This is a genomic window from Rhodohalobacter halophilus (genome assembly GCF_001715195.1).
GTDB lineage: Bacteria > Bacteroidota > Rhodothermia > Balneolales > Balneolaceae > Rhodohalobacter > Rhodohalobacter halophilus.
In genome coordinates this window covers 78109-90143 of sequence record NZ_MDWE01000036.1, presented here as the reverse complement: position 1 = coordinate 90143, position 12035 = coordinate 78109, and the positions used below count along the sequence as shown (strand labels likewise).

Below are 12035 nucleotides of genomic sequence, written 5' to 3'. Positions count from 1 at the left end.
TGTAGTCTCCGGTGTGTCGCGGCCACATCCAGTTGTCAATATCTCCGCCAAACTTGCCGATGGCCTCTTCGGGTGCGTACACCAGGCGAACATCCCGGACGACTTTATAGGTTGAAAGAATAAAGCGATTACCGCTCAAAATTTCACTCACTTCAACCAGCAGGTCGGGATTGTTGGTTTGATGGTGTTCAATCATCTCCTGCCGAACCTGTTCCCGCAACTGTGCCTTATTCCGGTAAGGAAGATGGTCGGGGATTCGGTTGTTGAACTCATTGGTTACATCTTTCTGAAGAATCGGGATGTGCAGGGTATAACCCGCAAGCGGGATCTCTTCATCAGGTTTTTCGGCATAAAAGCCACTTTGTAAGAAGTTGTTCTCAAGGCCTGAGGCCGTAGCTATTCCATCGTAGGCAACGTGATGGTTGGTTAAAATCAGTCCGTTTGGCGATACAAACGATCCCGTTCCGCCGCCATTTGGTTCAATGTTGATCCGAACAATTGAATTGTGAATAGAGGCATTTTCCGGATTATAGATGTCATTCGGGCGGAGGTTAATGGAGCTGTTCGAGAACGTGGTGTGAATATCAGTTAATTGAGGCATCAGCCACATGCCTGAATGATCGGGTGTTGGCTCGTTTGGGCTGAATATTGCAACTTCTCTCTGTGTGGAACAGGAGGTAAATATGAGGAGTGCGCTGAGAAGTGAGCCCGTTATTCTAAATTTCATAACCCCGAAAATCGATTGTTGATTCTGACCGGCTTCAATAGCTATACTAAGACGGATGATAAAAGTGGATATATTGAAACCCCATCGTTTCAATGATCCATAAAGTCAGAATTTTGATACAATTGTTGTATATTCGCCTAAAATATAAAGATATCAGACAAACAGATGATTTATAAGCAAAAATATTACTATATCTGCAAGACACCCCTCAGTGCCGAAGGACCTGAAGATGTTGAAGTTGTAGATAGAGCCGATAATAGCAATGAATTTCCTGAGCTGTTCAAAAAGTTTGAGGATTTGCGCTCTCACGCCTTCAATGATGACGATATTTACAGCATTGTACGGGCAGATGATATTTATGACCTACTGAGAACCGGTACGGAAAAAGAGGCGAAGGAGATGGCGTATGACCGCGCAGAACCTGAGATTATCACCAATCTTCAGCACCGGGTGATGCAGGGCAAAGACAAAAACGCCAAAGCCATTCTGAAAGAAGTTCATCAAATCGACGCCTGAGTAACCGTTTCTGTTTAAAGAAGTTATGAGACCGGAAGTTCGTCTGTAAGCCGGAACTTGAGAGGGAATGATGTCGGGCCGAACTTTGTCATAATTGGAGAACAATTAAGATGAATAAATATCAATGAACGTCATGTCTGAAATTCAAACAATAAACGGAAAAGAGAAGATGAGCATAAATATCGGCATCGCGGATCAACACAGGAAAAAGATCGCGGAAGGTCTGTCGAAGGTTCTGGCCGATAGCTATATGGTTTATCTAAAAACTCATAACTATCACTGGAACGTTACCGGACAGCTCTTTCACTCGCTCCACGAAATGTTCGAGGAGCAATACTCTGAACTTGCCGAAGCGATTGATGAAATTGCTGAAAGAATTCGCGCCATCGGCTATCGCGCACCCGGATCATTCAGGGAGTTTTCAGAGATTACATCTATTGAGGAGGACTCCGATCAGCCCGATGCTATGGAGATGGTAAGGCGACTGGCTGTTGATCATGAAACCATCTTGAGAACCGCTCGTGAAGTGCTGCCGGCTTGCGAAGAGGCCGGAGATGAGGCTACAATCGATCTGTTAACCGAACGGCTGGATGTCCACTCTAAAACAGCCTGGATGTTGCGCAGCCATTTGGAATAAATACCCGGTTATTTGTCCGGTTTTGATAAGTTCAAGACCGGACATTTTTATTTCATATAATGAAGGAGGGCAATACTTTGAAAAATGAAGCATTACGGGGATTAGCACTGAATCATCGAAAAGTATTTCAATACTAACTTAATCTAACTAACTATGGAAAATCTGGAAGGACAAATAGAAGAATTAACTCCGATGTTTGTAGAACACGGCCTGAGTGTGGTGGGAGCGGTCGTTATTTTGCTGCTGGGCTGGTGGCTGGCCGGCTGGGCGAAAAAGAAAGTAATGAAAAAGGGGCAGGCAGCGAAAGGTGTGGATAACACACTGGTGCCTATCCTGGGGCAGACCACAAAAATATTAATTTTGATTATTACAATCCTTGCCGTTCTGGGCCAGTTTGGTGTAGAAACTACCAGTATTGTAGCGGTACTTGGTGCCTCGGCTCTTGCGGTTGGTTTGGCTTTGCAGGGCACGCTCAGTAATGTGGCTTCCGGAATTATGCTCTTGATCTTGCGGCCATTTAAAATAGGCGATGCCGTGAATATTGGCGGAACCACCGGCGTTGTGGATGCGATTGGACTGTTTACAACAGAACTGCACTCTTTCGATAACATCGGTATTTCCATGCCCAACTCTAAGGTTTGGGGGTCTGAAATTCAGAATATGAATCGGTTTGATAAACGCCGTGTGGATATGCAGTTTGGAATCGGGTACGGTGACGATATGGATAAAGCGATCGAAATCATCAGGCAGGTGCTGAGCGAAGATGATCGCGTGCTGGAAGACCCGGCTCCTCAAATTGCCGTGGCAAATCTGGGCGACAGCTCGGTGGATATTAACGTGCGTCCATGGACAGCAACTGCAAACGTCTGGCCGCTGCGGTTTGATACCACGAAAAAGGTGAAAGAGAGATTTGACGAAAACGGAATCAGTATTCCGTTTCCACAGCGAGATGTACATCTGTTTAAACAGAATTGATCAAAAGTTGATCCGTTTCAAGAAGCCCCGGAATTTCCGGGGCTTTCTTTTTATGTATGAAAAACGTGTTGCCGAACTCCTGATGCATAATTGGAGGTTGCTTCCATAATGAAACTTGTTTAAACTAAGAAGCTAAGTAAGAAGGCCCTGAGCCGTAATATTGCAATTAAAAGATCCGATCTGTTTTGACTGATTCAAAGAATACCCAACCCGCCGAAAATCAACATCTTTTTGAAAACGATTTTGTCTATGTGACATCAGAGGGAGATGTGAATCTGAAGAAGACAAGCCTGTTTGATGAGCGAACATTGGCAACAGTTGATGCAGATTCTGTGGAGGCTCAAATTGAAGCGTTCCAGAAAGCTTTTTCGAACCTTGAACAGAAAGTGAATAACTTTTTTGAAAATGCTGAACGTGAGATTGCGGACAGTCCCGAGCAGATTGAAGAGAAACTGGAATCTCTGATCGAAGAGTTTAAAGAGGCTGAAGCGATCGGGGACTTTGAAAAGCTGATTGAATCTGCGAAAACACGCTTTGAGGAGCTGAAAGAGTTGGCTGAGGCTGAATCGGAAGAGGCAACAGATGAGACAGACGCGGAAAGTGAAGAGACCGACCCGGAAGAGTATTACAAAGCGCTTAGTGAAAAGGCTGAAGAGCTGATTGAGATGACCGACTGGGCATACGTTTCGATGGAGTTTGACAATATTGACAACTCCTGGACTGAGGGGCCGGACCCGGGCGAGGCAGACATCAAGCCGATAAAAGAGAAGATTGATGAACTTCGTGAGCAATTTGAAGAGAAAAAGCAGGCTCACTACGAGGAACAGAAGAGAAAACGTCTCGAAAACCTGGAGAAGAAAAAAGAGCTGCTCAGTCAGCTGAAAGAGATTGTGGATGAGAAGAAGTGGAGCCACACAAAAGAGGTTGGGAAAATTAAAGGCCGCTGGGAGCAGATCAAATCAGTTCCGGCGGATGAAGCTGAAAAGCTGGAGTCTAAATTTGAATCCCTGCTCAGTACATTCGATGAACATAAGGTAGATCGCCTGGTTAAAAAGAAGCAAAAAGAAGAGGATAACCTGACCGGGAAACTCGTAATCCTGGAAAAAATGGAAGCTTTTGTTTCCGGGTTGAATGAGTCATCGAACTGGAAGGAGCAGGAGGATAAGTTTGATGAACTGACTAAACAGTTTCGTAAAATTGGCCGCGTTCCGGCTGATAAAAACCGTGAAGTCTGGGGGCGTTACCACGAGGCTCAGGATACATTCCACTCCATGCGGTTTAAACACGACAAGAAATACCGTGATCAAATAGAGAAGTTTCTCTCCAAAAAGAAAAAGCTGATAGATGAAGCTGAAGCACTCCTCGATGCGGATGATCTGGCCGATGCTGCACGACGGGTAAATAAACTGCACCGCCGATGGAAAAAGGTTGGAAATCTCCCTCAGAAAGATGAGAATGAAATGTGGGACCGTTTCAAGGCGGCAACGGATGCATTCAACGAGAAGAAATCAGAAAACCTGGATCTGCTCAGAGAACAGGAAGAGGAGAACTATGAGGAGAAGCTGAAGATCGTTGAAGAAGCGAATGAATTGAAAGAGTCGGAGGATTGGGACTCTGCCCACCAGAAACTCCAGAACCTGATGGAGAAGTGGAAAAAGATCGGTCCGGTTCCCAAGAAAAAGTCCGGTAAAATCTGGAAGAAGTTCAAAGGGGCGATGGACTACTTTTACGACCGCCGCCGCGATCACTTCAAAGAGGTAAAAGAGGAGCGGAAAGATAATCTGAAAGAGAAGGAAGATGTTCTGGATAAGCTGAAAGCTCTGAAAGATCATGACGACCCGATTGAGGCTGTTGAAAAAGCTAAACCGCTTCAGGAGGAGTTCAAAAAGGCAGGTTATGTGCCAATTAAGCACAAAAACCGCATGTGGAAAGAGTATCGTGAAACCTGTGATGTGATTTATGATCGTTTCCGGGCTGCAAAAGCGGCTGTTGATGTGGTTGGCAGGGAAAATGTAGAGAACTTCTCTGCGGATGATATTGCAGACATCAGAAAAAAGCAGAACGACATCAGCAAACTCCGAAAAGAGATTGGCAAACTGAACAGCGAAGTTCTGCAAATGAAAGAGTCGTTAAGTTATTTTAAACCAACCGGCGGATCCAGCTCTCTATTGGATGATGTGAAGAAGAAGATTGAGAAAGCAGAAAACGATCTGGCTGATAAAGAAGATACACTGGCAGATTTGGAGCGAGAGATCGACCAGATTAAAAAAGACTCATAGCAGCTCTCTCTAATATCTGATAAATTGGGGCTTACATGTTACTCTGTATCATCGCTATATCCTGAAAAATCATCATTCAAATATCGCTCACATCCTTGCTGCAAAATCGGCGGAGCCTACGCTCCGTGATGTTGTAAAGTCTTTGGGAGTTGAAGGACACTTTACTCATAATATCGATGATGCCGAGCGGGTATTTACAGCCAGGCAGCCTGATATTCTGATTGTTGAAAAAAACTTTCTTGACGGTAACAGCTCCCGTTTTGAAAAAGTGATCAAATTGCTTCCGGGGCTCCGTTTTGTACCGGTAATTTACTTGGGCACCAGAGATGATCAGGGTCTGGGTGCCCTCTCGCTGTTTAATCAATTTCAGATCGTGCGGGAAACAGAATCTCTGATCAATTCAGCTCGTGAGCTTCTGTTGCCATCCGTACGTATCCGATTCTGGGGAGTTCGCGGCTCCACCCCGTGTGCCAATTTTGAAAATATTGAATACGGAGGGAATACAAGCTGTTTGGAGATCGACGCGCCCGGAATGCAGGAGCTGCTCATATTTGATAGCGGTACCGGTATCCGGAACCTGGGAAATCACCTTGCCCGGAGAAATGAAACCAGCTGTAACGGAAGAATTTTTATTACTCACCCTCACTGGGATCATATTCAGGGATTTCCATTTTTTAAACCGTTTTATGACAAGAACAACAAGTTTTCGATCCACCTGCCGGAGCAGTATCGGGGCGGGGCACAGGAAATTTTATCCGGCCATCTTACAAAAACTTTTTTCCCTGTAACGCTTGATATGCTCGATGCAACGATTGAATATGTTACTCAATCTGAAGAGAGAGTGGATTACGACCACTACTCTATCGAGTACCTTGTTGCAAATCACTCTACAAAAACAGCGATTTATAAGATAAAGATTGGCGGCCGCACGATTATTTATTCTCCCGATAATGAACTGCCCCTGAAAACGACTCCGATCCGTTTTATTGAGAAGTTTCAGGAGTTTATTGAGGGGGCGGATATTCTCATTCATGATGCTCAGTATACCCTTCAGCAGTATAAAGAGCGCGAAGGGTGGGGGCACTCTGCATGGGAACGGGTTATTGAAGTGGTGAAGCCTACAGGAATTAAAAATCTGTTTTTGACTCACCACGACCCGGATACGGATGATGAATCTCTACGTAGCAGGGATCGGCGGCTCCAGCAGTATGTTGGGGCTCCGTTTGAAAATATCTGCCTGACAAAAGAGGGGGCTGAAATCAGGATTCCGATTGTAAAGGATGAGAAGAAGGTAAATCGCACCAAATTAAACGTATCCTGATTTTTCAGTAGCTTTAGGAAAAACAAAAGGCGACACTTAATAAGTGTCGCCTTTTGTATGTAGTTATTTTGATCGTTTATAAGAAGAAACGAACACCAATTCCGCCGTTAACCCCAAAGTCAGTATCGGGTATTAAATTGAGTGTTGGGGCGACTTCAAAAAACATAGACAGGCGGGTGTCAGGGAACAGGTATTGGAGGCCAACCGGAATACGAGCTCCAAATTTTGAGTCGTCAGCAAACACCGCTCTGGCACCCAAACCATAGTAGAAGGCAAGGCTGCCGGTTTCTACATCCAGCCATTTATGGCGCAGATAATCAGCATGAAGATGAACAGAGCCGCTCTCGCCAAAAGACCAGGCTAATGCAGCATCAATGGCTGTATTGTCAGATTGCCAGCTTTTAAAGCTAATACCCGTGGGTTCCCCTAAAATGACTCCGAGTTCGGTATTGCTGTATCGCGATTGAGCCTCGATGGTTGAGACGGCTCCAAAAAGAAGTGCAAGTGCAAACGCAAGAATTGTAATCTTTGTCTTGTTCATTGAATTAGGTTTTATTTTTCTTTGTGTGAAGATCATTCAACCGAATAAAAAAGTAACAAATATAAAATCCCCGGTTAGAAAGAACTTCAGTTAATTGAGTGAACATTTAGAATTTAAACAATAATTGTAAATAAAAGTTCCGCAATCGTTTAGGCTGAGGGGCTTTGATCTTCATGAATTATGATTTAGATAAATTGGATATGAGTGATAGAAATCGTCGGCATTTGATCATATTTGTCAAAAATCGAACAGTCGGTAATGTTAAAACCCGGTTGGCGGCAACCGTTGGGAATGAAAAAGCTCTTCGGGTTTATAACAGGCTTCTGGAGTTGACGAGTCAAGCAACAGAAAACATTGATGCCGCCAAAATAGTGAGCTACTCAATACATTTGGAGACCGGGGATCAATTTGATGAGAGTAACTATCAGAAAACGGTGCAGTCGGGGGGTGACCTGGGAGATCGGATGAAAAATGCTTTTGAGCAGAGTTTTTCTTCGGGATGCAAGGAGGTTGTCTTGATCGGGAGTGATTGTCCGGATATATCAGAGAGTGTAATCAAAAAGGGATTTAGAGAATTGAAGAGATGCGATTGTGTTATTGGGCCTGCAGAAGATGGGGGATACTACCTGATCGGGTTGAGCAGGTGTATACCACAACTTTTTGAAAAAATGGAATGGAGTGTGAGTTCACTCTTGGATGAGACGATCAAAAGGCTGAATGGACTGTCGGATTCCTACACTCTGCTGCCGGTGTTGAACGACATTGATGACGAGGAAGATTTAAAAAGAAGCCGGCTGAAGCTATGAGCGGAAGAGTAAGTGTGATCATTCCCGTACTTAATGAGGAGAAACAGATTGGAATGAGGTTTCAATCACTAAAAAGATTGGAGTCTGGTTTAGTTGATGAAATTATTGTAGTTGACGGAGGGAGCTCGGATCGTACTGTTGAGGAAGCCCAGCGATTAGGTGCAAAAATTGTACATTCAAAAAAAGGGAGGGCTGCTCAAATGAATGCCGGCACAAAAGCTGCTGAAGGGGATGTTCTATATTTCTTGCACGCCGATTCAGAACCCCCGCCCGGATTTGACAAAGAGATTTCGGAAGCGATTGAAGGCGGTTACTCTTTTGGCTGTTTTCGACTGAAATTTGACTGGAACCATCCGCTGCTCAATTTCTACAGCTGGTTTACAAGGTTTCGTCTGACCGAACTTCGATTTGGTGATCAGAGTCTGTTTGTGGGGAAAAAAGTTTTTGAGAGAGCGGGTGGATTTGATGAAAACTTGACGGTAATGGAAGATCAGGAGATTTATAAACGGCTGTACGGCTGTGGGCGCTTTTATCTGTCAGGCCGCGAGGTGATAACTTCTGCCAGAAAATACATAGAAGTCGGACCCATTAAGCTTCAAATCATTTTTTCTGCAATTTGGCTGGGCTACTACCTTGGGGCAAGCCAGAAGGATCTTGTAAGGTTCTACAGAAGGTGTGTTTCGCCTTAATAGTTGCGGGACAGAAAGGTGCAGGGGAGAAAAAAGAGGGGCGAAATTTCAGGGGGAGTTTATAATGTTATAATCTTGTGCAAGCAGTTCAATTCACGCCGAAAAATCTTTACCTTTTCGCCGAATTTAATAGTCGGTTAACATACAGCTGTTATATTCCTGACTACTACTAAAAATCAAAAAGCTAACGCAAATATATCGCTACTTATGAAACGATATTTACTACTATTCGTCGCACTGCTTGTGTTACCAATTTCTGTGTTCGCACAGGGTACCACAACCGGGTCGATTGAAGGAACAATTACAGATGTGACGGGTGAGCCGTTGCCGGGAGCCAACGTGGTTGCTGTGCATATGCCAACCGGAACAGAATATGGTACGACCACCCGTGTTGACGGTCGATATACACTCAGAAATGTACGTGTAGGCGGTCCATATGAGGTGCGAGTGACTTTCATCGGCTTTAATTCTCAGATCAAAGAGATCAACAGAATTGAGTTGGGTGAGCGTGTAACTCTTAACTTTGAGCTCGAAGAGGGTTCACTTGAATTAGGAGAGATTTCTGTGACAGCGGTTGCAGATCAGATTTTTAACTCAGACAGAACCGGTGCAAGAACCAATATTTCCAGTGAAGATATTGCAACCACACCAAGTGTTTTCCGTTCTCTGGGAGACTTTACCCGTCTGACCCCTCAGCTAACAAGCGGAAACAGTTTTGGTGGTGCGAATGACCGTTACAACAACATTCTTGTTGACGGTGCGACCCTCAACGACGTCTTTGGATTGGGTGATGCAACTCCGGGATCTCAGGCAGGGGTAGGTTCTCCACTGAGTATCGACGCGATTGCTGAGTTTAACGTAGATATCGCTCCATTTGATGTGACCAATAACGGATTTACCGGCGGTCAGGTTAATGCGATTACCAAGAGTGGTACCAACGAATATACAGGTTCTGTCTATTTCCAGACCAGAAATCAAAACCTGGTAGGGAATTATGAGATTGACGGGGACGAATCCAATGATTTCCCTGACTTCACCGAGCGTTACATCGGTTTGAATGTTGGCGGTCCAATCATTCAGGATAAGCTTTTCTTCTTCGTGAATGCTGAGTTCAAGCGTGAAACCAGTCCTATTACAAGCGGAATTTTAGGCAGTGGAGCACCTAACGTGATCGGATTTGAGTCATCAACTCTTCAGGAAGTTAAAGATGTGTTGATAAATACATATAATTACGATCCCGGTGCATTTACATCACCTTTAGATACTGATACAAATAACGACAAAGTATTGGCTAAGCTTGATTGGAATATCAACCAGGATCACAAACTAAGTTTCCGGTATAACTATGTAGATGCAATTGCAAACCGTGGTATCAGCCGTGGATCAAGCTCATTCACATTCTCCAATCGTCAGTACAACTTCAATAGTAAGCAGAACTCTGTTGTTGCAGAATTGACAAGTAGAATCAGTGACAATGCGTTTAATGAAGCTCGGGTAGTTTACACAGCCATTCGTGATTCCCGAGATGTTCCTGCACAGCGATTTCCAAGTGTAACCGTGAGTATTCCTTACGATGACCCATCAGTAAGTCCGGGTAACTTCGGTGCTATTAATGCCGGGGTTGAGCGTTTCTCACAGGCAAACGCTTTGGACCAGGACCTGATTGAGATCACAAACAACTTCACTTACATCTCAGGTGCACACGAACTGACATTGGGTACGAGTAATCAGATCTTTACATTTGATAACCTGTTTGTTCAGGATGCATTCGGTACTTATACATTTTTCGATATCGATGATCTTGAAGCCGGCGACCCTGTAAGTTACCAGCACAGCTATCTGCTTCCAGGCGGAAGCCCAACCGCGAACTTTACAGGTATGCAGTTTGGTCTATATGCGCAGGACAAATGGACAGTGAACAACGATCTGACATTAACCTACGGATTGAGAATTGATATCCCGGTATTGCCAGACGATCCTACATTTAATCCACAGGTACCGGTCGCATTCCCAGGTTACTCTACAGATAAAGTTGCTTCAGGGAATATATTGTGGGCACCAAGATTCGGATTCAACTGGGATGCCAGTCAGGGAGCCAGAACAACGCAGGTTCGTGGTGGTGCAGGTATCTTCTCAGGAACTCCTCCATTTGTATGGATCTCTAATCAGTACAGTAACACCGGAGTAGATTACGGGCGTATTGATACCGGAACAAACTTTGGTAGATTCGATGGATTGTTTTCTCCGGATCCGGATAACCAACCGACACCAAACACCAGTAATGTTCTTGATCCAATCGAAACATCTGAGATTAACCTGATTGCGGATGATTTTAAATATCCACAATCATTCAAGGCTAACTTAGCTGTTGATCAGGAGTTGCCTTTTGGTATCCGTGGTACATTAGAAGGTGTTTTTTCTAAAGCAATTAATGATGTAGTATTTGAAAACATCAATCTTGTTCAGCAAGGAACATCTGCATATGGACGTCCGATATATGGAGACATCTTCTTTAACTCCAGATTCGGAAATGCATCAGGTAATCCATCCAGAAAGGATCCTAACTTCACTAATGCGCTGCTCCTTAAGAACAGCAATAAAGGATATCAGTATAGCATCACTGCTGAATTGGAAAAACGTTTTGAGAGCGGATTATTCACGAAATTTGCATATACCTATAACAGAGCGAAAAACGTGAATAACGGTACTTCCAGTCGTGCAATTTCTAACTGGCAATACAACGAGAACGTAGATGTAAACAATCCTGAAGTTGGTACAGCCGATTTTGAGAGAAGACATCGAATTCTTGGTATTGCATCTTATAGATTAACATGGGCGGACCGCTTCGCAACAACCTTCTCATTAGTTTATGATGGACGTTCCGGAACACCTTACAGTTGGATTTACAACGGAGATGCAAATGGTGACGGGCGATTTGACAACGACCTGATCTATGTTCCGGCAGAAGAGGGTGAAGTTATTCTGATGAGCAATAACTGGAATGAGTTTGACGAATGGTTATCCAGTGAGAGTTCACTGAGTGACTATCGTGGAACACACGTGGATCGAAATACAGCTCGAGAGCCATGGACAAACTTCCTTGACTTCAAAGTAAGTCAACTAGTTGAGACTTTTAATGGCCAGTCTGTTGAGTTTAGCGCCAGTATGATTAATGTGCTTAACTTCCTGAACTCTGAGTGGGGCGTGCGTAAAGGCGTTAGCTTTAATAACTATCGTGCGTTTGACTTTCAACAGTATGTAGATCAGGACTTCATTGACGACAATCCGGGCTTAGGTCTGACAAATGCAGATTTGGATAAGCCGGTAGTTTTCTTTGATCCTGAAAACGTAACAGAAGATAGGCGATATAACGTCAGCGACTTCGGTTCAAGATGGCAAATGCAGTTTTCAGTGAAGTATAACTTCTAAAGTTTGCTGAAAACCGATTTTTTAAAAGGGGAAGCCTCAACAGGCTTCCCCTTTTTTTGTTTCAATACTATCCTCAACCTGATCAGACAGTTAAGCTTGCGAATGGTGTATGTTT

10 protein-coding genes are annotated in these 12035 nt (G+C 44.1%); 8 read left to right on the top strand and 2 right to left on the bottom strand.

Annotated features, from left to right (window positions below; all coding sequences use genetic code 11):
* On the bottom strand, positions 1–727 hold a 727-nt coding region (locus BG260_RS10390; RefSeq protein WP_141691574.1), incomplete at its 3' end, for a S46 family peptidase.
* A 165-nt stretch (positions 728–892) separates the two neighbouring features.
* On the opposite strand from BG260_RS10390, the gene BG260_RS10385 reads away from it, so the two are divergent.
* From BG260_RS10385 to BG260_RS10365, 5 genes are all read left to right on the top strand, one after another.
* Complete coding sequence (locus tag BG260_RS10385; protein ID WP_069132382.1) at positions 893–1243, top strand: hypothetical protein; 351 nt, start codon at positions 893–895, stop codon at positions 1241–1243.
* A gap of 133 nt (positions 1244–1376) precedes the next feature.
* Complete coding sequence (locus BG260_RS10380; protein WP_069132380.1) at positions 1377–1880, top strand: Dps family protein; 504 nt, start codon at positions 1377–1379, stop codon at positions 1878–1880.
* A gap of 153 nt (positions 1881–2033) precedes the next feature.
* Positions 2034–2855, top strand: a complete 822-nt coding sequence (locus BG260_RS10375) for a mechanosensitive ion channel family protein (RefSeq protein ID WP_069132378.1) — start codon at positions 2034–2036, stop codon at positions 2853–2855.
* Positions 2856–3040: 185 nt separating this feature from the next.
* Entirely contained in the window at positions 3041–5134 is a 2094-nt protein-coding gene (locus tag BG260_RS10370) for a DUF349 domain-containing protein (protein ID WP_069132376.1), read from the top strand.
* A 142-nt stretch (positions 5135–5276) separates the two neighbouring features.
* Complete coding sequence (locus tag BG260_RS10365) at positions 5277–6455, top strand: MBL fold metallo-hydrolase (RefSeq protein ID WP_245683951.1); 1179 nt, start codon at positions 5277–5279, stop codon at positions 6453–6455.
* A 76-nt stretch (positions 6456–6531) separates the two neighbouring features.
* Here BG260_RS10365 and BG260_RS10360 read toward each other — a convergent pair whose 3' ends face one another.
* Complete coding sequence (locus tag BG260_RS10360; protein WP_069132374.1) at positions 6532–6996, bottom strand: hypothetical protein; 465 nt, start codon at positions 6994–6996, stop codon at positions 6532–6534.
* Positions 6997–7196: 200 nt separating this feature from the next.
* On the opposite strand from BG260_RS10360, the gene BG260_RS10355 reads away from it, so the two are divergent.
* The 3 genes from BG260_RS10355 to BG260_RS10345 all read left to right on the top strand — a co-directional run bounded on the left by BG260_RS10355 (position 7197) and on the right by BG260_RS10345 (position 11920).
* Positions 7197–7802, top strand: a complete 606-nt coding sequence (locus BG260_RS10355; protein WP_069132400.1) for a TIGR04282 family arsenosugar biosynthesis glycosyltransferase — start codon at positions 7197–7199, stop codon at positions 7800–7802.
* Positions 7799–8491 (top strand): TIGR04283 family arsenosugar biosynthesis glycosyltransferase, encoded by a 693-nt coding sequence (locus BG260_RS10350; RefSeq protein WP_069132372.1) that lies wholly within the window; start codon positions 7799–7801, stop codon positions 8489–8491. Before BG260_RS10355 ends, BG260_RS10350 begins: the two co-directional genes overlap by 4 nt.
* A 207-nt stretch (positions 8492–8698) precedes the next feature.
* Entirely contained in the window at positions 8699–11920 is a 3222-nt protein-coding gene (locus BG260_RS10345) for a TonB-dependent receptor (RefSeq protein ID WP_069132370.1), read from the top strand.
* Positions 11921–12035: the final 115 nt, after the last annotated feature.

Bases quoted from the DNA above. Each gene is read 5' to 3' on its own strand.
- BG260_RS10375 (WP_069132378.1), top strand. From the start codon at position 2,034: ATGGAAAATCTGGAAGGACAAATAGAAGAATTAACTCCGATGTTTGTA.
- BG260_RS10345 (WP_069132370.1), top strand. From the start codon at position 8,699: ATGAAACGATATTTACTACTATTCGTCGCACTGCTTGTGTTACCAATT.
- BG260_RS10385 (WP_069132382.1), top strand. From the start codon at position 893: ATGATTTATAAGCAAAAATATTACTATATCTGCAAGACACCCCTCAGT.
- BG260_RS10360 (WP_069132374.1), bottom strand. From the start codon at position 6,996: ATGAACAAGACAAAGATTACAATTCTTGCGTTTGCACTTGCACTTCTT.
- BG260_RS10355 (WP_069132400.1), top strand. From the start codon at position 7,197: ATGAGTGATAGAAATCGTCGGCATTTGATCATATTTGTCAAAAATCGA.
- BG260_RS10350 (WP_069132372.1), top strand. From the start codon at position 7,799: ATGAGCGGAAGAGTAAGTGTGATCATTCCCGTACTTAATGAGGAGAAA.
- BG260_RS10380 (WP_069132380.1), top strand. From the start codon at position 1,377: ATGTCTGAAATTCAAACAATAAACGGAAAAGAGAAGATGAGCATAAAT.